22 protein-coding genes are annotated in these 23846 nt (G+C 30.5%); 18 read left to right on the forward strand and 4 right to left on the reverse strand.

Going from position 1 to position 23846, the window contains the following annotated elements:
• Nucleotides 1-66: 66 nt before the first annotated feature.
• The 9 genes from ACEQT4_RS04550 (at nt 67) to ACEQT4_RS04590 (ending at nt 9058) form a co-directional block, all read left to right on the forward strand.
• Complete coding sequence (locus tag ACEQT4_RS04550) at nt 67-1296, forward strand: class I SAM-dependent rRNA methyltransferase (protein WP_370226253.1); 1230 nt, start codon at nt 67-69, stop codon at nt 1294-1296.
• Between the two features lie 60 nt (nt 1297-1356).
• Nucleotides 1357-2301, forward strand: coding sequence for an NAD(P)H-dependent flavin oxidoreductase (locus tag ACEQT4_RS04555; RefSeq protein ID WP_370226255.1), 945 nt, complete (start codon nt 1357-1359; stop codon nt 2299-2301).
• A gap of 1 nt (nt 2302) precedes the next feature.
• Nucleotides 2303-2923: a YiiX/YebB-like N1pC/P60 family cysteine hydrolase gene (locus ACEQT4_RS04560; RefSeq protein WP_370226257.1), complete on the forward strand. Its 621-nt coding sequence runs from the start codon at nt 2303-2305 to the stop codon at nt 2921-2923.
• An 81-nt stretch (nt 2924-3004) separates the two neighbouring features.
• A complete protein-coding gene (locus tag ACEQT4_RS04565; protein ID WP_370226259.1) occupies nt 3005-4279 on the forward strand; it encodes a hypothetical protein in 1275 nt (424 codons plus the stop codon).
• A gap of 46 nt (nt 4280-4325) precedes the next feature.
• Nucleotides 4326-4748 carry a PaaI family thioesterase gene (locus ACEQT4_RS04570; RefSeq protein ID WP_027878851.1) on the forward strand — a complete coding sequence of 141 codons (423 nt, stop codon included), beginning with the start codon at nt 4326-4328 and terminating at the stop codon, nt 4746-4748.
• Between the two features lie 3 nt (nt 4749-4751).
• Nucleotides 4752-5876: a chorismate-binding protein gene (locus tag ACEQT4_RS04575; protein ID WP_370226260.1), complete on the forward strand. Its 1125-nt coding sequence runs from the start codon at nt 4752-4754 to the stop codon at nt 5874-5876.
• A 62-nt stretch (nt 5877-5938) separates the two neighbouring features.
• A complete protein-coding gene (menD, locus tag ACEQT4_RS04580; RefSeq protein WP_370226262.1) occupies nt 5939-7687 on the forward strand; it encodes a 2-succinyl-5-enolpyruvyl-6-hydroxy-3-cyclohexene-1-carboxylate synthase in 1749 nt (582 codons plus the stop codon).
• A 125-nt stretch (nt 7688-7812) separates the two neighbouring features.
• Nucleotides 7813-8151: a DUF2853 family protein gene (locus ACEQT4_RS04585; protein WP_106678042.1), complete on the forward strand. Its 339-nt coding sequence runs from the start codon at nt 7813-7815 to the stop codon at nt 8149-8151.
• Nucleotides 8152-8221: 70 nt separating this feature from the next.
• On the forward strand, nt 8222-9058 hold the full coding sequence (locus ACEQT4_RS04590; RefSeq protein ID WP_370226264.1) for a S1 RNA-binding domain-containing protein: 837 nt from the start codon (nt 8222-8224) through the stop codon (nt 9056-9058).
• On the opposite strand, the gene ACEQT4_RS04595 is transcribed toward ACEQT4_RS04590, so the two are convergent.
• Nucleotides 9045-9476, reverse strand: a complete 432-nt coding sequence (locus ACEQT4_RS04595) for a hypothetical protein (RefSeq protein WP_370226266.1) — start codon at nt 9474-9476, stop codon at nt 9045-9047. The two genes, ACEQT4_RS04590 and ACEQT4_RS04595, sit on opposite strands and share 14 nt — an antisense overlap.
• Before the next feature lie 293 nt (nt 9477-9769).
• Between ACEQT4_RS04595 and ACEQT4_RS04600 the strand changes: the two genes are divergently transcribed.
• Genes ACEQT4_RS04600 through ACEQT4_RS04610 form a run of 3 tightly spaced genes read left to right on the forward strand, consistent with a single transcriptional unit; the run spans nt 9770 to nt 12417 of the window.
• The gene (locus ACEQT4_RS04600; protein ID WP_027878857.1) at nt 9770-10609 is read left to right on the forward strand and encodes a 1,4-dihydroxy-2-naphthoyl-CoA synthase; all 840 of its coding nucleotides are present in this window, start codon (nt 9770-9772) and stop codon (nt 10607-10609) included.
• 1 nt (nt 10610) lies between these two features.
• Nucleotides 10611-11516 carry a 1,4-dihydroxy-2-naphthoate octaprenyltransferase gene (menA, locus tag ACEQT4_RS04605; protein ID WP_370226268.1) on the forward strand — a complete coding sequence of 302 codons (906 nt, stop codon included), beginning with the start codon at nt 10611-10613 and terminating at the stop codon, nt 11514-11516.
• A gap of 10 nt (nt 11517-11526) precedes the next feature.
• Entirely contained in the window at nt 11527-12417 is an 891-nt protein-coding gene (locus ACEQT4_RS04610) for a hypothetical protein (protein ID WP_370226270.1), read from the forward strand.
• Between the two features lie 4 nt (nt 12418-12421).
• Here the strand turns inward: ACEQT4_RS04610 and ACEQT4_RS04615 are convergent, their stop codons facing one another.
• Nucleotides 12422-13213, reverse strand: coding sequence for an SDR family oxidoreductase (locus ACEQT4_RS04615; RefSeq protein ID WP_370226271.1), 792 nt, complete (start codon nt 13211-13213; stop codon nt 12422-12424).
• Nucleotides 13197-14102 (reverse strand): sterol desaturase family protein, encoded by a 906-nt coding sequence (locus ACEQT4_RS04620; protein ID WP_370226273.1) that lies wholly within the window; start codon nt 14100-14102, stop codon nt 13197-13199. The genes ACEQT4_RS04615 and ACEQT4_RS04620 overlap by 17 nt, the downstream gene beginning before the upstream one ends.
• 64 nt (nt 14103-14166) lie before the next feature.
• On the opposite strand from ACEQT4_RS04620, the gene ACEQT4_RS04625 reads away from it, so the two are divergent.
• The 6 genes from ACEQT4_RS04625 (at nt 14167) to ACEQT4_RS04650 (ending at nt 21858) form a co-directional block, all read left to right on the forward strand.
• Nucleotides 14167-15201, forward strand: coding sequence for an o-succinylbenzoate synthase (locus ACEQT4_RS04625; protein ID WP_370226275.1), 1035 nt, complete (start codon nt 14167-14169; stop codon nt 15199-15201).
• A gap of 3 nt (nt 15202-15204) precedes the next feature.
• Complete coding sequence (locus ACEQT4_RS04630; RefSeq protein WP_370226277.1) at nt 15205-16188, forward strand: lysostaphin resistance A-like protein; 984 nt, start codon at nt 15205-15207, stop codon at nt 16186-16188.
• Nucleotides 16172-17257: an AMP-binding protein gene (locus tag ACEQT4_RS04635; RefSeq protein ID WP_370226388.1), complete on the forward strand. Its 1086-nt coding sequence runs from the start codon at nt 16172-16174 to the stop codon at nt 17255-17257. The genes ACEQT4_RS04630 and ACEQT4_RS04635 overlap by 17 nt, the downstream gene beginning before the upstream one ends.
• Before the next feature lie 93 nt (nt 17258-17350).
• Entirely contained in the window at nt 17351-18001 is a 651-nt protein-coding gene (locus ACEQT4_RS04640; protein WP_370226279.1) for a hypothetical protein, read from the forward strand.
• A 12-nt stretch (nt 18002-18013) separates the two neighbouring features.
• The gene (locus tag ACEQT4_RS04645) at nt 18014-20119 is read left to right on the forward strand and encodes a von Willebrand factor type A domain-containing protein (RefSeq protein WP_370226281.1); all 2106 of its coding nucleotides are present in this window, start codon (nt 18014-18016) and stop codon (nt 20117-20119) included.
• Between the two features lie 83 nt (nt 20120-20202).
• A complete protein-coding gene (locus tag ACEQT4_RS04650; protein WP_370226282.1) occupies nt 20203-21858 on the forward strand; it encodes a SulP family inorganic anion transporter in 1656 nt (551 codons plus the stop codon).
• A 3-nt stretch (nt 21859-21861) separates the two neighbouring features.
• Here the strand turns inward: ACEQT4_RS04650 and ACEQT4_RS04655 are convergent, their stop codons facing one another.
• Nucleotides 21862-23844: a DUF3352 domain-containing protein gene (locus ACEQT4_RS04655; RefSeq protein ID WP_370226284.1), complete on the reverse strand. Its 1983-nt coding sequence runs from the start codon at nt 23842-23844 to the stop codon at nt 21862-21864.
• Nucleotides 23845-23846 lie beyond the last annotated feature (2 nt).

The following is a 23846-nucleotide window of genomic DNA, read 5'->3' on the forward strand; positions in this document are numbered from 1 at the left end:
AAAAACGCAACCTTTTCGGTTGCGTTTTTGCATTTATATAACCTACATTTGTAGTAAAATTAGTAGATGACTTTTTCAGAAAAAATAAAAGCAAATTATCAACCTAAACGCCTTGCTGTAAAATTAAATGCAAAAGGCGAGCAATTTGTTGTAAAAGGTCATCCTTGGGTATTTTCTAATAGTATTGTTAAGATAAATGACGATGCAAAAACAGGTGATTTAGCTATAATCTTCAGTAAAAACAAAAACAAAGTTATTGCTTTAGGTTTGTTTGATGCTAATTCGCCTATTCGTATCAAAATCATACACAATTCTCAAGAAAAGGTTGAAGTCAACTCAGCTTTTTTTCATCATAAAATAGAAAACGCATTTGCATTAAGACAACCGTTATTGCAAACCAATACTAATAGTTATCGCTTATTGTTTGGCGAAAATGATGGATTTCCTGGGTTAATAGCAGATGTGTATGACAAAGTTTTGGTCGTTAAATTATATTCTGAAATCTGGCTACCTTATATAGAAACCATTATTCCTAGTTTACAGCAAATTTCTAAAGCTGAAACTGTTGTTGTCAGATTAAGCCGAAGTCTAGAAAATTCGTCTAATCACCAATTAAAAGATGGCGATGTTATTTATGGTACTTTAGAAAATGAAGTTGTAGAATTTGTTGAACACGACGTAAAATTTTCTGCTCACGTCATTAAAGGTCACAAAACAGGTTATTTTTTAGATCATCGTGCTAACAGAAAACAAGTAGGCGAGTGGAGTAAAGACAAAACTGTATTGGATGTATTTAGCTACGCTGGTGGTTTTTCGGTACACGCGTTATATAATGGCGCAAAAGAAGTAACCAGTTTAGATATAAGTAAACAAGCTTTAGAAGTAGCTATCCAAAATGGAAAATTAAACGATTATACTGGAATACATAAAACCATAGCAGGTGATGCTTTTGAAGCGCTTAAACAACTTATTAAAGACAAGAAAACGTTTGACGTAGTTGTTATAGATCCTCCAAGTTTTGCAAAACAAGCATCAGAAATAGATTTAGCTAAAAAGAAATACGCACAATTAGCCCAATTAGGAGAACAACTTACTGCTAAAAATGGACTATTAGTTTTAGCCTCATGTTCTTCTAGAGTTGTTCCTCAAGCGTTTTTCGATATAAATAAACAAGTGTTATTAGATAGTAATAGAATTTTCAACTTAATTTTAAAAACTGGACATGACATTGATCATCCAGTAACCTTTCCAGAAGGAGAATACCTTAAATGTGGTTATTATAGATTTCAAAACTAAAAAGTGTTATGCGTGCATAATATTTTTTGTATATTTATGCGATCAAATAAACTGATAAATATGCAAACTAAACTTACAGAGTTACTTAATATAAAACATCCTATCATAATGGCGCCAATGTTTTTGGTGTCTAACGTTGCAATGGTTAAAGAAGCAATGAATTCTGGTATTGCTGGATGTATACCAGCATTAAACTATCGTACTTTAGAAGAATTAAGAGCAGCGATTAAAGAACTTAAAGCTAGCAAGCCTGAAGGTGGCGCATTTGGTTTTAACTTAATTGTAAACAAGTCAAACCCTAAAGCTAAAGCACAATTAGATGTGTTGTGCGAAGAAGGTTGTGATTTTATTTTAACGTCTTTAGGTAACCCAAAAGAAACGATAGAACATGCTCACAAAGTAGGTATCAAAGTGTTTTGTGATATTACCGATTTACGTTTTGCCCAAAAAGTAGAAAGTTTAGGCGCAGATGCTGTTGTTGCAGTAAATAATGAAGCTGGCGGACATAGAGGAAATATCTCACCAGAAGAATTAATTTCAACTTTAAAAAATAATTTAAATATTCCTGTTATTTCTGCTGGTGGCGTTGGCTGTAAGGCAGATATTGATAAAATGTTAAGTTATGGCGCTGTTGGCGTATCAGTTGGAAGTCCATTTATAGCGTCTGTAGAAGCTGGCGTTACAGAAGAATATAAACAAGCTTGCGTAGATTATGGCGCAGAAGATATAGTAATGACCGAGCGTATTTCAGGAACACCATGTACCGTCATTAATACACCTTATGTTAAAAAAATTGGTACAAAAGCTACTTGGATAGAAAACCTGTTAAACAAGAATAAAAAATTGAAAAAATGGGTTAAAATGATTCGTTTTTCAATAGGAATGAAAGCAACCGAAAAAGCAGCTAAAAAAGCTACTTACAAAACGGTTTGGGTTGCAGGTCCAAGTATAGAATACACTAAAGAAATTTTACCTGTAAAAGACATTATTGCAAATCTTGTCTAAGATGAAATACTTATGCTTAATCCTAGTTTTAATAGTCTCTTGTGCAAAAAAAGAGACTATAAAAACTGGTGATGTTATTTTTAGAGAACCTGTTTCAATTAGTCAACTTTCTGAAGCTATAAATGAAGTCACGCAAACCCAAAAAGTGACCAATTATACGCATATGGGTATTTGTTTTATCGAAAATGATTCGATAAAAGTCATTCATTCAGATGCAGATTTAGGCGTTGTAATTCAATCGTTACAAGTGTTTTTACAACCAGAAGATTCTACAACTTATTTTGCAGATGTTTACCGTATAAATCAGCTTGAATCTGCTCAAGCTTCAAAAGCTATTAGTAACGCAAAAGCATTGGTTGGTCAGCCTTATAATACCACTTATATTTTTGAAGATGAAGGTTATTATTGTTCAGAATTTGTCTACGAAGCCTTCAAAGATCATCAAGTGTTTCAATTAGAACCAATGACGTTTAAAGATCCAAAAACCAATCAGTTTCACGAAGGTTGGATTAGTCATTACAAAGCATTAAATATCGAAATTCCTGAAGGTAAGTTAGGTTGTAATCCTAACGGAATGGCTAATAACAAGCACCTAACTTTAGTAAAAAGCTTTAGAAATTAGTTAATAAAATATTAATCTCTGAAATTGATTTTTGAAGGTTTTTTAAGTTTTGTAACTTGTAGAAAACCAACTTAAATCTTAATGAAACGAATTTTATATTTTTTTATAATTCTGTTAATAATAGCGTTAGGCTTGCTATACTGGTCAACTTCGTCTACAGACCAAGTTTTCAAAAAGTCAGAATTAATTAATATTAAAAATATCAATTCAGTAGATTTTAAAACTAAAGATTCTGTATTAGTTGCAGCAAGCGATTTGTATCAAGCAGATGAGGTAAAAAAACTAATGCAAGGCGAGCAATACCGTAAAGCTTGGTCAACACCAGTAAAAGTACCAGTTATGTATTTAGATACATTATTTGGTGGCGTTACTATAGAAAAAGAAGGTGGCGGTAAGCAAACCCATTCTTTAAAATTAAAAACCAAAAATGATATCGAATTAACCTTACGTAGCGTTAATAAAGATCCAGAAGCATTAATTCCGGAATTTGCAAAAACTTTAGGATTAGAAAATATTGTGGTAGATGGTATTTCGGCACAACATCCTTACGCAGCTATTTTGGTGGCTAAATTAGCAGATTACGCCAAAGTGCATCACACAAAACCTAAATTAGTTTTTGTTCCTAAACAGAATACCTTAAAACACTATAATGATAAATACGGAAATCGGTTATTTCTTTTAGAATATGAAACCGAAAGCAAAACCAATTGGACAAAAGAAAATAATGTAGTTGAAATATTAGACACAGACGATTTACAAGAGTTAAAATTAGAGCAAAAAGAAAAACTTACTGTAGATAAAAAAGCTTTGATTCGTGTCCGACTTTTTGATTTATTAATTGGCGATTGGGACAGACATACCAAACAATGGGGCTGGATTGTAAAACAAGAAAAAAAAGTGCTAAAAGCTATACCAATTGCAGGAGATAGGGACAATGCTTTTTTTAGTGTAGATGGCGTTTTACCAACCATACTTTCAGATAAAAATGTAGTTCCAGAATTAAGACCATTTACATCAGAAATAGATTTTATGCCAGGATTAGTCTATCCTTTTGATCAATATTTTCTTATAAATACGTCCGAAGAATTATTTGTTGAGCAAGCAAAACAGCTTCAAAAATTATTAACCGATGAGGTTTTAGAACAATCGTTGTCTGTTTGGCCAAAACAAATAGCAGAAATAGATGGAGAAGAAATCATCTCGAAAATAAAATCAAGACGTGACCATTTAATAGAATATGCCAAGCAATTTAAAGTAGAAATTGATAAAAAAGGTTTAGTAAATCAACCGTTAAAAGGTTCGGAAGACATTAATTTACCTCAAAAATTATTACAGTGTTTTGAGTGTAATAATTAAAATTCTTCTAAAATAGTTAGTAAATTTACAGCTCAAAATTATAACGATGCAATACACAAAAGAAGAAGTGCTAGCACAAGCCAATAAAGCTAGTAAAAATACACTAATGGAAACTTTAGAAATAGAAATGGTAGATTTTGGACCAGATTTTTTAGTAGCCAGAATGCCAGTTACTTCAAAGGTACATCAACCAGATGGTGTGTTACATGGTGGCGCAACAGCAGCGTTAGCAGAAAGTGTAGGTAGTTTTGCATCGGTGATATTTACAGACTCTAATTTAATGGTTAGAGGCTTAGAAATTACTGCAAACCATGTAAAAAGTATTAGAGAAGGTTTTGTGTTTGCAAAAGCAACATTTTTACACAAAGGTCGTACCACGCAATTATTGGATATTAGAGTTACCGATCAAGATGAAAACTTAATTTCTATCTGTAAATTGTCAACTATTTCTTTACCAAAAAAGAAGTAATTAATGCAGCAATCGTTTTTCAATCAATTACAAAATCGTTTAGAAAATCAGTTACCTTTTGTAGCGTATCGTAAGCCAAATGAAACGAGTGTTTCTGCTATTTTACAAAAGAATAACGCTTTAAATTATTGTCAAGATTTTACTAATTCTGGTTTTGTGTTTTCACCTTTTGAAAATATTGAAAACGCCATTATTTTTCCTTTAAATCAAAGTGAAATTATTGAATTTAAAGATGAAATAATTTTAGATGAAACTGAACATTCTCAATCAAATTTCAATTTAGAAAATAGAGAAGAAGCAAAGCAATTTCACGTTAATTTAGTTGAAAATGCTGTAAAAGCAATTAAAAACGAAAGTTTTAAAAAAGTAGTTGTTTCCAGAGTTGAACAATCGCCATTTAATAGTTCAGAAACTATTTTGCTATTTAAAAGATTGCTAAATAATTACAAGACCGCAATGGTGTATTGTTGGTACCATCCAAAAGTAGGTTTGTGGTTAGGAGCAACACCAGAAACGTTATTAAAAATTGAAGGTAACCGATTGCAAACAATGTCGTTAGCAGGTACACAACCGTATGTAAATACTACTGATGTAACTTGGCAAAATAAAGAAATTGAAGAACAGCAATTTGTGACCGATTTTATTGTTAATAGCCTAAAACCTTTGGTAAATAGTGTAAGTACGACAAAACGACAAACGATAAAAGCTGGTCAATTATTACACTTACAAACAAAAATTTCGGCAGTTTTTGATAAAGCTAATTTCAACTTTAAAAATGTTTTAAAAGCGTTGCATCCTACGCCAGCAGTTTGTGGATTACCTAAAGCGCCAGCAAAAGATTTCATTTTAAAAAATGAAAATTATAATCGTGAGTTTTATACCGGTTTTTTAGGCGAACTTAATTTTACTCAAACAAAATCAAGAAATACCAACCGTAAAAATGTAGAAAATAATGCCTACCAAAGCATTAAAACTGTCACTAATTTATTTGTTAATTTACGTTGTCTTCAAATAAAAAATAATCAAGCATTAATCTACGTTGGTGGCGGAATTACAAAAGATTCTAACCCAGAAAAAGAATGGGAAGAAACAGTTGCTAAAAGCTTAACCATAAAAAGCTTACTTTAGGCTAGATTTCTTTTAAAATCAAATTCATTTAGACTTAAAAATTGCGTATTTTTGTAAGTAGAATGAAGTACCCAAAAATTCCTTTAGCACAGACCGTTGTTCAGCTTTGTAAAGCTAAACAAATTCAACATATAATTTTATCGCCAGGTAGTCGTAATGCACCATTAACCATAGGTTTTACGCATGACGATTATTTTAAATGTTACAGTATTGTAGACGAGCGTTGTGCGGCATTTTTTGCTCTAGGTATAGCACAACAAATTAAAGCGCCAGTTGCGGTTGTTTGTACATCTGGTAGTGCTTTATTAAATTATTATCCAGCAGTTTCAGAAGCGTTTTACAGCAATATTCCATTAGTCGTTTTAAGTGCCGATCGACCAAAATACTTAGTTGGTATTGGTGATGGACAGACGATTAATCAAGAAGATGTCTATAAGAATCACATTCAATATTCGGCAAACTTAAAATTAGATTTAGATGAAAAAAAATCTAATACACAAGACGATTTGCCAATCATGAAAAGTATTGAAAATAGGATAGAAAACTTTTTAGGATTACAACATAGTATTCAAGACTATAATGAAGCCGAAATTAATAAAGCCATTAATATTGCTTTAGAAAATGAAGGTCCAGTACACATTAATATTCCGTTTGACGAGCCACTTTATGATAGAGTAGACGCACTTACTGTAAATCCAAAAGTGATACTACCTAATGTAGAAGATGAAATTGAGAGCGATTACCAAACGTATGCTGAAATTTGGAATAAAGCAGATCGAAAACTGGTTTTAGTTGGTGTTTTAGATCCTAATTCTGTAGAGCAAAAATTTATCAATCAATTGGCAGAAGATGATAGTGTTTTGATTATGACAGAAACTACATCAAACCTTCATCATTCTAAGATTGTACCAAGTATAGATAAATTAATAGCAGCGTTAACACCTGAAGAATTTCAAGTTTTAAAACCTGAAATTATATTAACTTTTGGAGGTTTAATAGTTTCAAAAAAAATAAAACGCTTTTTAAGAGATTATCAACCAAAACACCATTGGCATGTTGGTAAAAATAAAGCTAACGATACATTTTTTGTTCTAGATAAAGTCTTTAAACAAAATATAAATTCATTTTTTAATGCTTTTTTACCACTAACTATTGCTAATCAAAGTAAATATGCTTCATTTTGGTTATCACAATTAGAAAATCGTAGAAAAAATCATATTGATTACTTAAATAAAATAGAATTTACAGATTTTAAAGCATTTCATTCTATTTTAAATACTGTACCAAATAATTGGCAACTTCAAGTAAGTAACAGCTCTACTATTAGATATTTGCAATTATTTGATGTTAATCCTACTTTAGAAGTATTTTGTAATAGAGGAACAAGCGGTATAGATGGTAGTACAAGTACAGCAATTGGAGCAGCGATAGGTAATACAAAACCAACACTTTTTATTACAGGTGATTTATCCTTTTTTTATGATAGTAATGCTTTATGGAATAATTACATCCCTAAAAACTTCAGAATTATTGTTATAAATAATGAAGGTGGCGGGATTTTTAGGATTCTTCCAGGTCATAAAAACACTGTTAATTTTGATTATTACTTTGAAACTAAACACCATTTAACAGCAGAACATCTTTGTAAAATGTATGGTTTTGATTATGAAAGAACTAAAGATGTATTTGAATTGAATGAAGCTTTATCAAAATTTTATGAACCATCAAACAAACCAAAGTTGTTAGAAATTTTTACACCATCTACCCAAAATGATGATGTTTTACTTAATTACTTTAAAGAAATAAAATAATTTTATCGTAAAAAAATACCTTTTATCGTATTTGTTATATTTGTGAATAGTAACCATTTACAATAAATCAAAAAATTGTACCTTTAAAGTAGCTAAAAAACATTAATCTATAAAAAGTTATTATTATGAGTAAACGCGATGAATTAATTACTAAATATGCAGCAGATTTAAAAGATAAATGTGGTGTAAATCCTGATATGGATTTGTTAACAAAAGTAACGATAGGTTGCGGACCATCAATTTACAATGCAGATGCAGCAACTGTTTCTGGATCTGATCAATCAGAATTAGATACAGTAAAAAACAATTTTTTAATTAAAAAATTAGGTTTAAATGATGGGCCAGAATTAGATAAAGCAATAGATGCTGTTATGGAAACTTACGGTAAATCTAACAGAAATAAATATAGAGCTGTTGTATACTATTTATTAACTAAACATTTTAATAAAGAATCTGTATACTAATAGATAAAAAATATTAAAAAAAGCGTTACACATTTCTGTAACGCTTTTTTTATATGCTTACATTTGCAAAATGATACAAATAGGAGAATATAATACACTTGAAATTTTAAGAGACACACAACCAGGATTATTTCTTGGTGATAGTGAAGGTAACGAAGTATTGTTGCCAAACAGATACGTACCAGAACACTTTGAAATAGGAGATAAGATTGAAGTATTTGTTTATCTAGATAATGAAGAACGTATCATTGCAACAACAACAAAACCTTACATTAAAAACGGAGAGTTTGCAATGCTGCGTTGTAATGAGGTTTCTAAATATGGTGCTTTTTTAGACTTTGGTTTAGTAAAAGAATTATTCTGTCCGTTTAAAGAACAAGCTTTCCCGATGAAAAAAGGAGGTTGGTATTTAGTAAGATGTTATATAGATGAAAAAACAGAACGTCTAGTAGCTTCAAGTAAAACCAATAGGTTTTTAGATAATACTAATCTAACCGTAGAACAGTTTGAAGAAGTAGATTTAATAGCATCACATCCAAGTGATATAGGTATGAATGTTATTGTAAATAATATACACTCAGGATTAATTTATAAAGACAATATTTATCAAGATATAAGTGTTGGAGACAAGCTAAAAGGAATAGTTAAAAAAATTAGACCAGGTAATAAATTAGATATAGCTTTAGGTCAAATAGGCTATAGAAGTATAGAGCCAAATGCAGATAAAATTTTAGAAGAATTAAAAGATAATTCTGGTTTTTTACCTTATAATGATAAATCTAGTCCAGAAGATATTAAAGAAGCTTTAGAGATGAGTAAAAAAAGCTTTAAAAAGGCAATAGGTACACTTTATAAACAAAAATTAATATTAATTAAAGAAGATGGTATACACCTTAACCAACATTAAAGTGTCTATACTTACTTTGGTTTTTTAGTCTACACCATTTTATAGCTTCATATAAATCATTAAATCTTTCCATCTTAAACCTAAAGAAAAATTTTTCCATTAAAGCACTTTGCCAACTACTTTCAAATTCTGTAACTATAGCATAACCATTTATTTTTAAATTTGCTTTTTGAAATTTTAACCAATCTTGTGGTTTAACAGAGTATTTGTTAACCCTATTAGATATGTAACAAATCTGTTTTCCAGAAGGATAATGTTTTAAAGCTTCATGTATAATTTCTTGGGCTTCGTCCCAAGTAAATGTAACACCTTCGTTGATTTCTGAAATTATTATTCCATCTAAAAAATAAAAGATACCACTATCAGATACATAAACATCTTCTATTTGATTGGCTAAGTTTGTGTTTTCAACTTTCATAAAAATTAATAGCGTTAAATTTTTTACAGTTCAAAAATATTTTGTTTGTAAGCGAAATCTTAAATTATGAGGTCGCTAAAAAAAAACTTTCGATAAAATTCACTTTTATTGCGACAAACAAATTTAAAATGAAGAATAAGTTGTGTGTCTATAACTGTTTGAAAATTAGTTTATTTAACACCTAAAACGTTTTAGATTTGTAAGAATTAAGCAAATTACTTACAAGTTATTTATTAGTAATACACACTAAAAATTATATAATTACTTATTTTTACATTATAAAAAATAACATCATGAGCCAAATTAATTGGGAAACAGCCAAAGAATATCAAGATATAACTTATAGAAAATGTAATGGTGTTGCACGTATTGCATTTAACAGACCAGATGTACGTAATGCGTTTAGACCGCAAACAACAAAAGAATTATACGATGCTTTTTATGATGCAAATGAAGACACATCAATAGGTGTAGTTCTTTTATCTGCAGAAGGACCATCTTCTAAAGATGGAATTTACAGTTTTTGCTCCGGTGGCGATCAAAAAGCTAGAGGACATCAAGGTTATGTAGGAGAAGATGGTTACCATAGGTTAAATATTTTAGAGGTACAACGTTTAATTAGATTTATGCCAAAAGCTGTAATAGCTGTAGTCCCAGGATGGGCAGTTGGTGGCGGACACAGTTTGCACGTAGTTTGCGACCTTACTTTGGCAAGTAAAGAACATGCTATTTTTAAACAAACCGATGCTGATGTTACTAGTTTTGATGGTGGTTATGGATCTGCATATTTGGCAAAAATGGTAGGACAAAAAAAAGCACGCGAAATTTTCTTTTTAGGAAGAAATTATTCGGCACAAGAAGCATATGAAATGGGAATGGTAAATGCAGTTATACCACATGCAGATTTAGAGGATACTGCTTACGAATGGGCACAAGAAATCTTAGCTAAATCGCCAACATCTATCAAAATGCTAAAGTTTGCAATGAATTTAACAGACGATGGTATGGTTGGACAACAAGTTTTTGCAGGTGAAGCAACACGTTTAGCTTATATGACTGACGAAGCAAAAGAAGGTCGTGATGCCTTTTTGGAAAAACGTAAGCCTAATTTCCCTAAAAAATGGATTCCTTAAGATGAAAAACACTTTAAAATGGATATCTGCAATGCGCTTGCGTACGCTACCATTATCAATATCAGGAATAATTATAGCGTCTTGTTTTGCAGAATATAATGGTGTTTTTGATATAAAAATCTTTGTATTAGCAATTTTAACCACACTTAGTTATCAAATTCTATCCAATTTAGCTAACGATTATGGAGATGGTGTAAAAGGCACTGATAACGATGATCGTATTGGACCGCAAAGAGCATTGCAAAGCGGTGCTATTAGTAAGGAAGAAATGTTTAATGCTATAAGAATAAACATATTAATATCTATAGTTTTAACTGTGGGATTGGTCTATTATTCTTTTGGAACGGAAAACCTTTTATTAGCTTTACTTTTTTTAGGTTTAGCAGGATTGGCGGTTAGAGCTGCTGTTAAATATACTGTTGGTAAGTCAGCGTATGGCTATCGAGGAAAAGGAGATATTTACGTATTTATATTTTTTGGTTTAGTAAGTGTTATAGGTTGTTATGTGCTTTATGCAAAGCAGATAGACCATGTAGTAATTTTACCAGCTATTAGTGTTGGTATGTTAAGTACAGCAGTATTAAATCTTAATAATATGAGAGATATAATCTCTGATACAAAATCAAGTAAAATTACATTAGCGGTCAAACTAGGTAAAGAAAAAGCAAAAAAATACCATTACTTTTTAGTTGGAGGCGCTATGATTTGTGCTCTCGTTTTTAGTGTTTTATATTATACTTCTTCACCTTTTAGTTTATTATTTATCATTTCTTACATACCATTACTTATACATTTGTCTAAGGTAAATAAGGTGTCAAATCCAAAAGACTTTGATCCAGAATTAAAAAAACTAGCTCTATCAACAGTTTTATTTAGTGTGCTGTTAGGTATAGGTTATTTATTATAAACTACTTTAAATGAAATTATTTAAACTTATCGTCTTATCATTATTACTTTCTAGTTGCCAGTATAACCAGTCTGTAAAAAAAAACTTTAACACAGATACTTACACTAGAGGAAAAGGTCTAGCATGTAACGATGTTTATATGACTATTAATGATGAAAAGGATAATAGAAATGAAATTATTTACGGAGAAAAAATAAAGTTTGTTTTTGATAATATATCAGGATTTAAAGTGGTCGAAGAGAAAGCATATCCTGCAATGTCAATTTATGTTGTTAAAAACCAAAAGGATACAGTTTTAAATATTCCAAATACGATTAAAGATATATCAGTTAATGGAACAGACTTAAAACCATTGCAATTACAAGCTCATATAACTGCTGGATTACCTTATTCTAAAAATGAGACATATAAAGTTTTTGTAGATATATGGGATACAAAAGGTAATGGCACTTATAATCTAGAAATGCCTTTTACGGTTAAAGAAAATGACCTTTTAAGAGTAAAGACTGAAGGGCTAGAGTATTCTAATGTTTATTTATGGGACCAAAGCAAAGAGCAAGTATTGACAAGCAAAGATAATTTTAAATTTGGTAAAGAGTATTTATTATTTATTGAAGGTTTAGATGGATTATCAGTTAAGGACAGTCATGTATATCCAATGTTTTCTTTAGATATTATTGATAATGATAAAGAGGAAATTTTATCAAGCAGTAATTTGTTTAATGTTAGTGAAACTAAAGGAGTATCGTACAATGATATAAAAGAAAAATTTTATGTAAATTTCAGTTTTACAGAAGGTTACTTGTCTAATCCTTGTAAATTAAAATCTGTTGTTAAAGATTTATATTCAGAAAATGAAATAAGAATCTTAACAGAAATTAATATAGAAACTCAAGAATAACTATTTACCTGACATCACTTTTAATAACTAAACGATGTAATAGTTTAGGAAAAAATCGTTTTAAATAAACTCCAAAAATTTCCTTTTTACCAATATATACTTCAAATTTTTCCTTTTGTATCGCTTTAATCATACGTTTACTAAATTCAGATACTGTTAATCCTTTTTCAGTTGCTTGATCTTGTTTATTTTGTAAACTTCCATCGCCTATTAAAGCATTTTTTGCAATATTAGTATTGACAAAACCAGGACAAACAATAGTTACTTTTATATTGTCTTTTTGATGTTCCATACGTAAAGCATCAAAAAAACCGTGTAAAGCATGTTTTGCGCCACAATATCCTGAACGATAAGGAGAACTAAATTTACCCATCAGACTTGTAACCACTACAAAATGACCATTTCTATTTTTGATAAAATGTGGTAGTAAAGTTTTACTTAAAGCAACAGTCCCTAAATAATCAACGTCTATCAATTTTTTGTCTACACTAATATCTGTATCCACAATTAATGATCGTTGACTAATACCACCATTGTTAATTAAAATATCAATATTTCCAAAGTAGTTAACTGCTGTTTTAACAACAGTTTTCATATTATTAATTTCGGCTAAATCAAAAGGAATAACAGCTACATTTTCAAGCGTTTTACAGGTTAGTTTTATAGCTTCTAATTTGGCTTTATTTCTTGCAGAAATAATTAACTTACAATCCATATTAGATAAATGTTCAACAAGACCTTTTCCTATTCCACTAGAGGCACCAGTTATCCAAACAACTTTATTGTTGAAGTTCATTTTGTCTGTTCTTTAACCATTCATTTCTTAAATCATCGCTTAGTTTTCCTGTACCATCATGTTTCCAACCTGGTGGTTTTATTAGATAATTAATTCTATTTTTTAAAGAAATTTTATGTTTAAAAGTATCTTTAAACATAAAAAACCATTCTATAAAAGCAACTTTTATAGGATTATAAGTTTTAATGTTGCTAACTAATCCATAGATCACCTTTTCTTCATCTAATTCTTCTTGAAATGTTCCAAAAAGTTTATCCCAAATAATTAAAATACCAGCATGGTTTCTGTCTAAATAAATAGGATTGCTTCCATGATGTACTCTATGATGCGATGGTGTATTAAATATAGCTTCAAACCATTTAGGCATTTTGTTAATAGCTTCGGTATGTATCCAAAATTGATACAGTAAACTTATTGACATTTGAAGTAAAATCATACCAGGATGAAATCCAACTAGAGGTAACCATAACCAAAAAATAAAGGTGTAAAAGCCACCAGACCACGTTTGCCTTAAAGCTGTACTTAGGTTATAATGTTGAGAAGAATGATGCACAACATGCGAAGCCCAAAATAAACGACATTGATGAGATATCCTATGAAACCAATAATAACTAAAATCGTCAGCAAAAAAGATTAAAACAAAACTCCACCAAGTAACAGGAATCGTAAAAAGCCTAAAGTTATCATACACAAAATAAAAAGCAGCAATAACAATTGCTTTGCTTATAAAGCCAAGTAAGACATTGCCAATGCCCATACTTAAAGACGTTATAGAGTCTTTAGTTTGGTAAGATTTTAAATTTAATCTAACAGTATAAACCACTTCTACAACCATAGCTATTATAAAAAAAGGAATAGCGTATAGTATAATATTAGGAAATTGATGCATTATATTTTGGGTTATATATGGACTAAAAATACAAAAATAATTACCTATTTTTGAAACTAACTTTATGAAAGCAACCTACAAAAAACATATTTTAAACTTTAAAGTGCCTAGCGGTACATCTAGAGGTATTTTAAAAACCAAAGAAACTTGGTTTATAATTATAGAAAATGATAGTAAACAAGGTATTGGAGAATGCGGAATTTTAAGAGGCTTAAGTGCAGACGATAGACCAGATTACGAAGCACAATTACAATACACCTGTAATAATATTGAAAAAGGTTTAGATGTTCTTTATTCTGAAAACGAAGAATTTCCTAGCATTCAAATTGGATTAGAAATGGCTTTTAAAAGCTTAGAGGCTAAAGATCCTTTTATCTTATTTCCATCTAATTTTTCAAAAGGTAATGACTCTATTCCGATTAATGGATTAATTTGGATGGGAGATAAGTCTTTTATGAATCAACAAATCAAACAAAAAATAGCAGATGGTTTTGATTGTATAAAGTTGAAAATTGGCGCTATAGATTTTCAAACAGAACTTGATATTTTAAAAGGGATTAGGCAAAATTTCAGCGAAAGCGATATAGAAATAAGAGTAGATGCTAATGGAGCTTTTAATATTGATTCTGCTTTAGAAAAACTTAAACGCTTATCTGACTATAAATTGCATTCTATTGAGCAGCCAATAAAACCAAACCAATGGGATCAAATGGCAAAACTTTGTGAAAAAACACCTTTAGCAATAGCATTAGATGAAGAATTAATAGGTGTCTTTAACGAAGATAAAAAGCAGGAACTATTACGTGTAATCAATCCACAATATATCATCTTAAAACCAAGTTTTATAGGCGGTTTTAAAGGTAGCAACACATGGATTACCCTTGCCGAAAAACAAAATATTGGTTGGTGGATTACTAGTGCTTTAGAAAGTAACGTTGGACTTAACGCTATTGCACAATACACCTATTTAAAAGAAGTCACAATGCCTCAAGGTTTAGGTACAGGTAGCTTATTTACCAACAATATTTCTTCACCATTAACAGTAAAAAATGGTACATTGCAATACAATACAAATTTAAATTGGGACTTTAATTTTTAACCTATGGATTATATAAAACAAGCCTTTTACGCTAAGCATGATGTATGGCGTTATATTGTTGGATTATTAATAATACTAGTTGCTTGGCAGTTTGTTGGCGCTATACCATTAATGATTGCATTAGTATTAGCAGTCGTTAAACAAAACGGAGATTTAAATAATACGCCAACAGATATAGCAGGATTGGTAGATCTTTTAGGTCAAAACAGCTTTTTGGTATTAATGTTAATCTCGTTTTTAATTGGTCTTATAAGTTTATTTTTAGTTGTTAAATTTATTCATAATCAATCCTTTACTTCATTAACAACAGCTAGAGCTAAAGTAGATTGGAAGCGTGTATTATTTTCGTTTTTCTTTTGGGGAATTATTTCTTCTGCTATGGTGATTTTAGATTATCAATTAACACCAGAAGATTATGTGTGGAATTTCGATTTACAAAAATTCTTAGTTTTAGCAGTTATCGGTATCGTGTTGTTACCATTTCAAACTAGTTTTGAAGAATATTTATTTAGAGGCTATTTAATGCAAGGTATTGGTGTTATAGCAAGAAATAGATGGTTACCACTGGTAATTACTTCAGTAATTTTCGGAGTAATGCACATTGCTAATCCAGAAGTAGAAAAACTAGGTTATGTTATTATGGTATATTATATAGGTACTGGTTTTTTCTTAGGAATTATAACTTTAATGGACGAAGGTATGGAGCTTGCACTTGGTTTTCACGCAGCAAATAACTTGTTTACAGCATTACTGGTAACTGCAGATTGGACAGCTTTACAAACAGATTCTATTTTAAAAGACATTTCAGAACCTGGTGAAATGGCTTTAGGTGAAATCTTTGTTCCGGTGTTTATAGTGTTTCCAATTCTATTATTTATTTTTTCTAAAATGTATAAATGGAATAACTGGAATGATAGATTATTTGGTAAAGTTGAAGCTCCAGAATTAGATATAACTACAGATATTGGCAATGACACCAACGTATAAAAACATCCATAATCGTTTTAAATTAAACGGTACTCATTACAATTTTGAAGATTTAAAAGAAGTCGCTTATAGCTTTATTAAAGAAGGCTTAGATTTTGAAAAACAAATAGGAGACTTTTTAAATCATTGGCAAGATGATAGCGAGTTAATCGATGTAAAAACTTCAGGATCTACAGGTCAACCAAAAACCATAAGTTTAAGTAAGCAAGCTATGGTTAACTCTGCGATAGCTACAGGAGATTATTTTGGGTTAGAACCAGGTAATACAGCCTTAATGTGTCTTCCTGCAAATTATATAGCAGGAAAAATGATGTTAGTTCGAGCATTAATTTTAGGTTTAGAAATTGAAGTTATAGAACCAAAAACAAATCCAATTTTTGATAACGAAGTGCACTACGATTTTTGTGCAATGATACCTATTCAAGTACAAAAAGCAATACAAAGATTAGATCATATTAACACGTTAATAATTGGTGGCGCTTCGGTAAATTATCAATTAAAAGAAAAGCTTCAAAATTTAAAAGTGAATGCTTATGAAACTTATGGTATGACAGAAACCATAACGCATATTGCAGTAAAAAAGCTAAATAACTTCAATACAGATAAGGATTGTAGTCCAGTTGAAGCGTCTTATTTTGAGACCTTACCAAACATTAAAATTTCACAAAATAAATCGCAATGTTTAGTCATTGTTGCACCAAATATTTTAGAGGAAACAATAGAAACAAACGATGTTGTAAAATTACATTCTGCAACTAGCTTTGAATGGTTAGGACGTAAAGACAATGTGATTAATTCTGGTGGCGTTAAATTGTTTCCAGAACAAATTGAAGCCAAATTACAGCCTCAAATAGCTTCACGATTTTTTATTTCAAAAGAAAATAATGATAAGTTTGGAGAGCATGTCATACTTGTTGTAGAAGATAAAGATTTCAACTTAAAACTTTCAGATTTAAAAGATTTATCTAAGTTAGAAGTGCCTAAAAATATCTACACTGTAGATAAATTTATAGAAACATCTTCAGGAAAAGTAAACAGAGGTAAAACATTGCAACTACTTCAAAAGTAGACTTCACTCAACAAAAAATACACTTTACTCAATAGCGGTTTTATAAGCATTGGTTTGGTTATAGTTTAGTTATAAACTTTAAAACCAAGGATTATGAAAACAATTCTATCATTAGTATTATTTCTGTTTTTAACGGTCATTAATGCACAAGAAACAACGCTCACAACTAAATCTTTAAAACTTGATAATCTAATTTCATTTGTAGCAGACAATTTTCCTTTGCAATCAGAAAATAATAACGAAGATGACGAAGATTATGAAGAAGAAGTAACTCAATTAAACTATCAAGTTACTTTTTTATTAGAAACAACGACTTCAAATTTTTCTGATGAAGATGAAATTATATTAAAGCAAGCCTTTAAATTTTTATCAAATAGATTAAGTAAAGAAGATAAGCTTTCAATAGTTGTTTATTCTGGTCAAAACGGATTATTATTAGATAATCAATCACCAAAATCACTTAAAAAAATTCTTCATGCTTTAAGTGATGTAAAAAAGAATATCATCGAAGAGTATGATGATGGAATTGAAGACGCTTATTCTCATGCAAACTCAAATTTCAACACAGAATCTCATAATATTTTAGTTATGGTAAGAAATCCAGATGCTAAAGTAGAAACTAGTGAAACAGAAGAAATTGTTGAAACCTTAAAAGCAAACGGAGCAAAAACTAAGGATAATAGTATCGTGCTTTTAACAGCTATTTCATTACTACCAGAATTAATCGAAGTTATTAAAAAATAAAACCATCAAATTATGAAACTATTTTTAAAATCAATTTTAGTACTTTTTACAATAGTACAAATACAAGCACAAGAAAAAGTAATAAGCGGTGTTGTCTCTGATGAGAATGGGTTACCATTACCATCTGCAACCGTTTTAGTTAAAGGAACATCAAATGGCATTCAAACCGATTTTGACGGAAATTACACTATAAAAGCACAACTTGGAGATATATTAGTATTTAGTTACGTTGGTTACAATACAAAAGAAGTTACAGTAGGATCTTCTAATACAATAAATGTTAGTATGGTACCAGATAATAATTTAGACGAAGTTATCGTAGTTGGTTATGGTACAACTAGACATCGTGTAAAAAAAGAAAGAATAAAAAATGCTAGTCAATTAGTTAGTAACAAACAGCAAGAATCTTCTAATGTCACTCAAGCTTTAACGGGACAAGTGGCAGGTGTAGCAATAACTAATTCCACAGGTCAACCAGGTAATAACACTAATATTAGAATAAGAGGTTATAATTCAATTAATGATAACGAACCTTTATACATAATTGACGGAAAAATTTCTAGCAAAGACGATTTAAATACTATTAAAGCAAGAAAAGTATCAGAAGTTAAAGTTGCTAAAAATTTTGTTGGACAAGCACTTTATGGAGACAAAGGAAAACACGGAGTAGTTTTCGTAAAAACTAAAAATAGCAATTATATACTACCAGATTTAGAAAGTATAGAAAACGAATCCTACACAAAAATTCACGAGAACAAGTTTAAAACTGTAAGTGCTTCGCCATTATCAACATTTTCAATAGATGTAGATAAAGCAGGTTATAGCAATGTAAGACGCTTAATTAATAATGGGCAATTTGTACCAGCAAATGCTGTAAAAATTGAAGAAATGGTTAATTATTTCAATTATAATTATCCGCAACCAAAAGACGAGCATCCATTTTCTATCCATACAGAAGTCGCAAAAACACCATGGAATCAAGACACAAAATTGGTTAAAATTGGATTACAAGGTAAAATTTATGAAAATGAAAATTTACCTGCAGCAAATCTTACATTTTTAATTGATGTATCTGGTTCTATGGGAAGTCCAAATAAGCTAGGATTATTAAAACAAGCATTTAAATTATTAGTAAATCAGCTTAGAGAAAAAGACAAAGTATCTATCGTGGTTTATGCTGGAGCAGCAGGAGTTGTTTTAAAACCAACATCTGGTAAACATAAAGATAAAATTATTGAGGCTTTAGATAATTTAGAATCCGGCGGTTCTACAGCTGGTGGCGCAGGTATACAATTAGCATACAAATTAGCACAAGAAAACTTTAATAAAAAAGGCAATAACAGAGTGATTTTAGCAACCGATGGTGATTTTAATGTTGGCGCATCTTCAGATCAAGATATGGAAGATTTAATTACTGAAAAACGTAAATCTGGCGTATTTCTTTCGGTTTTAGGTTTTGGATATGGAAATTACAAAGATTCTAAATTAGAAACTTTAGCCGATAAAGGTAACGGTAATCACGCTTACATAGATACAATGCAAGAAGCTAGACGTATTTTTGAAAGTGAATTTGGCGGAACGTTATTTACCATTGCAAAAGATGTAAAATTACAAGTAGAATTTAACCCAAATAAAGTACAAGCCTACCGTTTAATTGGTTACGAAAATAGATTGTTAGCAGACGAAGATTTTATTGATGACACTAAAGATGCTGGCGAATTAGGCGCAGGACATACCGTAACAGCACTTTATGAAGTGATTCCTGTTGGTGTAAAAAGTAAATTTATTAAAGATGAAATTGATTTAAAATACACAGACAAAAAAGCAAATAACAATTATTCTGATGAGTTGTTTACAGTAAAATTCAGATACAAAAAACCAGACGAAGATACGAGCATAGAGATGGTTCATGTTCAAAAAGATGAAACAACAGAAGCTTCCGAAAATATGAATTTTGCTAGCGCAGTAGCTTTATTTGGTATGCAATTAAGACAATCTCAGTTTTATAATAACGCATCTCAAGATTTAGTGATACAATTAGCAGAAAAGGGAAGAGGCGAAGATAAAAACGGATATCGCGCAGAATTTATCCGACTAGCAAAAACACAAACATTTTAATTAATTTTTTAATGTATTTAGAACTAGATTGTATTTTTAATTTTTAATCATTTATTTTTATGGTCTAACTAAAAATACAATCTATGAGTTCTAAATTTTACGATTTTAAAAACTTAAAAGGAGATTTAACTGGCGGATTAGTAGCTGGTGTAGTTGCTTTACCTTTAGCATTAGCATTTGGTGTACAATCTGGTTTAGGTGCAATTGCAGGACTTTATGGCGCAATAGCTGTTGGTATTTTTGCTGCTATTTTTGGTGGTACAGCTACACAAGCAAGTGGACCAACTGGTCCAATGACGGTTGTTTCTGCAGCATTAGTTGCTGCTTCCATAGAAATTACCGGTAGTTTGGAAGCTGCAATGCCAATCATAATTCTTACGTTTTTATTAGGCGGAATTTTTCAGATTGTTTTTGGATTTTTAAACATTGCAGGTTACGTTAAATACTTTCCATATCCTGTAGTTTCTGGATTTATGAGTGGCGTAGGATTAATAATAATTATCCTTCAGTTGTTCCCATTTGTAGGATTAAGTTCGGCTAAATCTACATGGTTAGTGATGCAGGATTTACCTAGATTGTTTTCAGATTTTAACTGGCAAGCTTTAGTTTTAGGTGTCATAACAATTATTGTTTATTTTGTTTTTCCGTATATAACAAAAGCGATTCCTAGTGCTTTGGTTGCTTTAATTTTTTCATCTGTATTATCATTTTTATTAAAATGGGATGTGCCAATTATTGGCGAAATTCCTTCAGGTTTACCAAGTTTACAAGTTTCTGGATTATTTTCAATAGACGCTAGTGCTTACGCTTTAGTGTTAGAATACGCTCTGGTTTTAGCTGTTTTAGGCTCGATAGATTCGTTATTAACTTCAGTTATTGCAGATAATATGACCAAAACAAAACACAATAGTAACCGCGAATTAATTGGTCAAGGAATTGGTAACTCAATTGCTGCAATTTTTGGTGGTATTCCTGGTGCAGGCGCAACCAAAGGAACAGTGATAAACATAAATTCTGGCGGACGTACAAGATTATCTGGTGCAACACATGGGTTGTTTTTATTAGCGGTTTTACTTGGTTTAGGTAAGTTAGCAGCGTTTATTCCGTTATCGGTTTTAGCTGGATTATTAATTCCAATTGCGTTTAAAATTATTGATGTTAAAGGCTTAAAACATTTACTAGTTGTACCAAGAGCAGATGCTGTAGTTTTAATAATTGTTTTATTAATTACCACATTTGGTAGTTTAATACAAGCAGTAGGAATTGGGTTATTATTAGCCTCTTTATTATTTATGAAACGCGCTAGTGATATTGGTGAAAAAGGTATGGAAGTTGGTACTTTGGCTGGTTTTGATGGCGAAAAACCTTGGCAAGATGAAAAAGAGTTTTACGAAGCGCATAAGGACAAAGTATACATTAAACACCTTTACGGACCGTTATTTTTTGGGTTTACCTCTCATTTTCAAGATGAAATCGCAAACATTCCTGAGCAAGTAAAGGCGTTAATTATTAGATTAGATCGTGTACCATATATTGATCAATCAGGTTTATATGCTTTAGAAAATGCAGTGTTAGATTTAGAACAACGTGGTATACAAGTGCTTTTAACAGCTGTACAAGAACAACCAAAAGACAAATTAACATCAATAGATATTGTACCAGATTTAATTTCTGAAGAACATATTTTTGATACTATAGAAGATGCTTACGCGTATTTAAGAACGCATTTTAAATTATAGCAGTTACAGTCTATCTTTATATACCAAATCCTCGTTTAGGTTATAGGCTTTCCAAAGTCCAATTGGTTTATCTTTTCGGTATTTACCACTAATTTTTAAAATCCCGTTTGGATAAAATTCTTGGTATTTACCGTGTTTTAAACCGTCTTTAAGTTCGACTATAATATGTGGTTTTCCGTTAGCGTAGTTTTTGGTGAATGTTTTTGCAGTTAAGTCTGTTGGATATAATTCGGAAACGTTAAATACTGTGTTTTTATCTAAATTTTCTTTGGTAATTTCTATAGAATAAGATGAAGTATATTGCTTTTCTTCTTTAAAAATGAAATTGTTTTTAACAGATTCTAAATCATCGTATTGCATAACAATTTTACTGCTAAAAAACTTGTTTTCTGGTGTTAATTGTAATCCAATTTGAGGAAAACAAATAAAGTAATCTTTGTTAGCTTTTAGTTGTTTTTTGGTATCATTATCTACAAATTGATAAGCCGAATTATATAAACTTGACGTGTTAGTGTAGGCAAACATACTTGATCTGTTTTCAAACCGATCTTCAAAATCTTTAAAAGCTTCAAAATTAGTAAGCGTTTCTTTGTCAATGTAAGTGTTTATAATACTTTTAAGCGTGTTTGGATGATTGCTAAACACCACATAATCATCAATTATAGTGAAGTAAGGCTTTTCAATATCTTCAAATAATCCGCCTAAAAACAGTTTAAAAAAGCCTTTAATTTGCATGAAATTAATAGCGTAACCTTTGTAGTTTATTTCTTTGAATTTTACAGGACTTCGTTTTCTAATTTGTTCTAAAACAAAACCCAAATTTTCTTTAGCATCATCTTTATGTTTTGCTTTTAAAACTAAAGCGACATCTTGTTTAGATTGCGAAACCGACGAATGTAATTGAAGTAAAGCCACTTCGTCATCAACCCAATTTATAAAGTGTCTTTTAATGTTTATTTTAAGGAAACTTTCGACTTGCTCTATACCTTCGGTATAAGATTTAAATTGTTTTGGGTTTTCTTTTTGAAGCGCTTCAAAATTCTGATAAAATTCAGAAAAACGACTAAAACCAAAGCTAAGGTACAATGCGGTTTGTTTTGGCGCTATTCCGGTAATGCTGCGTCCACCTTTACCTGATTTTTGTAAGGCTTTAAGGTAGATACCAGCATTTGGATTAACATTTGTAATTCCATTTGCGGTAATGATATTTTTATTTAATTCGAAACTAAAGCCACTAAACGCTAAACTTTTACTAATTGATGTGGTTAGTGTGTTGGGTTTATTGGAGAATACTTTGACAAATTCATCTAAATAATCATATTGAAAATATAGACGAAACATATCATCACCGTCGACTTCTTTTTTAACCTCTAAAAAATTAAGATTTCGACCAATTTCTGGTTCTAAATATTGATCAATAGAGGCTTCTACTAACGTGTGCACGTAGGACGCAATCATTTGATTTTTAATAAAACTTATGTATAGCGTTTCGTGTGTTTTGTTATCGTAAACTTCAGTGATTTCATGAGTTTTATAATCTCGTTTACTCACTTTGTAATTGTTGTTTACAACAGTATTTAAATGCGACTTTAATACATTTAACCGAGATAGTTTTTGTAGGTCGACTACATAAAAAAAGCCATATTTTTTTGGCGCATACACGTGAGCAGAAACTAAAACATCTCTGTTACCAATACGATTAAAAACCGATTCTTTTTCTTTAAAAATAGAATCGAGTTTATTTAGATTTTTAGCAAGCGTATTAAAATAGTCGTTAGTGTTTAGATGTTGCCAAATTTCACTTTCACTAATGGTAGCCCAATTATCTACAGGTTGATCGGTTTCGATAACATAAACCGCATCTTTTGGTACTAAATATATGGATTGAATGTTATCGTTTGTAGCAAAGTAAAACACATAAACTTGATACAAACAAAAAGCTATAAACAATACTCCTAAAGCAGATAAAATGGGGCGTTTTTTCATTA

Source organism: Mesoflavibacter sp. (genome assembly GCF_964226795.1).
Classification (GTDB): Bacteria; Bacteroidota; Bacteroidia; order Flavobacteriales; family Flavobacteriaceae; genus Mesoflavibacter; species Mesoflavibacter zeaxanthinifaciens.

What these genes read in the sequence shown, in the direction of transcription:
- ACEQT4_RS04550 (WP_370226253.1), top strand. Translation starts at nt 67, where the DNA reads ATGACTTTTTCAGAAAAAATAAAAGCAAATTATCAACCTAAACGCCTT.
- ACEQT4_RS04555 (WP_370226255.1), top strand. Translation starts at nt 1,357, where the DNA reads ATGCAAACTAAACTTACAGAGTTACTTAATATAAAACATCCTATCATA.
- ACEQT4_RS04560 (WP_370226257.1), top strand. Translation starts at nt 2,303, where the DNA reads ATGAAATACTTATGCTTAATCCTAGTTTTAATAGTCTCTTGTGCAAAA.
- ACEQT4_RS04565 (WP_370226259.1), top strand. Translation starts at nt 3,005, where the DNA reads ATGAAACGAATTTTATATTTTTTTATAATTCTGTTAATAATAGCGTTA.
- ACEQT4_RS04570 (WP_027878851.1), top strand. Translation starts at nt 4,326, where the DNA reads ATGCAATACACAAAAGAAGAAGTGCTAGCACAAGCCAATAAAGCTAGT.
- ACEQT4_RS04575 (WP_370226260.1), top strand. Translation starts at nt 4,752, where the DNA reads ATGCAGCAATCGTTTTTCAATCAATTACAAAATCGTTTAGAAAATCAG.
- menD (WP_370226262.1), top strand. Translation starts at nt 5,939, where the DNA reads ATGAAGTACCCAAAAATTCCTTTAGCACAGACCGTTGTTCAGCTTTGT.
- ACEQT4_RS04585 (WP_106678042.1), top strand. Translation starts at nt 7,813, where the DNA reads ATGAGTAAACGCGATGAATTAATTACTAAATATGCAGCAGATTTAAAA.
- ACEQT4_RS04590 (WP_370226264.1), top strand. Translation starts at nt 8,222, where the DNA reads ATGATACAAATAGGAGAATATAATACACTTGAAATTTTAAGAGACACA.
- ACEQT4_RS04595 (WP_370226266.1), bottom strand. Translation starts at nt 9,476, where the DNA reads ATGAAAGTTGAAAACACAAACTTAGCCAATCAAATAGAAGATGTTTAT.
- ACEQT4_RS04600 (WP_027878857.1), top strand. Translation starts at nt 9,770, where the DNA reads ATGAGCCAAATTAATTGGGAAACAGCCAAAGAATATCAAGATATAACT.
- menA (WP_370226268.1), top strand. Translation starts at nt 10,611, where the DNA reads ATGAAAAACACTTTAAAATGGATATCTGCAATGCGCTTGCGTACGCTA.
- ACEQT4_RS04610 (WP_370226270.1), top strand. Translation starts at nt 11,527, where the DNA reads ATGAAATTATTTAAACTTATCGTCTTATCATTATTACTTTCTAGTTGC.
- ACEQT4_RS04615 (WP_370226271.1), bottom strand. Translation starts at nt 13,213, where the DNA reads ATGAACTTCAACAATAAAGTTGTTTGGATAACTGGTGCCTCTAGTGGA.
- ACEQT4_RS04620 (WP_370226273.1), bottom strand. Translation starts at nt 14,102, where the DNA reads ATGCATCAATTTCCTAATATTATACTATACGCTATTCCTTTTTTTATA.
- ACEQT4_RS04625 (WP_370226275.1), top strand. Translation starts at nt 14,167, where the DNA reads ATGAAAGCAACCTACAAAAAACATATTTTAAACTTTAAAGTGCCTAGC.
- ACEQT4_RS04630 (WP_370226277.1), top strand. Translation starts at nt 15,205, where the DNA reads ATGGATTATATAAAACAAGCCTTTTACGCTAAGCATGATGTATGGCGT.
- ACEQT4_RS04635 (WP_370226388.1), top strand. Translation starts at nt 16,172, where the DNA reads ATGACACCAACGTATAAAAACATCCATAATCGTTTTAAATTAAACGGT.
- ACEQT4_RS04640 (WP_370226279.1), top strand. Translation starts at nt 17,351, where the DNA reads ATGAAAACAATTCTATCATTAGTATTATTTCTGTTTTTAACGGTCATT.
- ACEQT4_RS04645 (WP_370226281.1), top strand. Translation starts at nt 18,014, where the DNA reads ATGAAACTATTTTTAAAATCAATTTTAGTACTTTTTACAATAGTACAA.
- ACEQT4_RS04650 (WP_370226282.1), top strand. Translation starts at nt 20,203, where the DNA reads ATGAGTTCTAAATTTTACGATTTTAAAAACTTAAAAGGAGATTTAACT.
- ACEQT4_RS04655 (WP_370226284.1), bottom strand. Translation starts at nt 23,844, where the DNA reads ATGAAAAAACGCCCCATTTTATCTGCTTTAGGAGTATTGTTTATAGCT.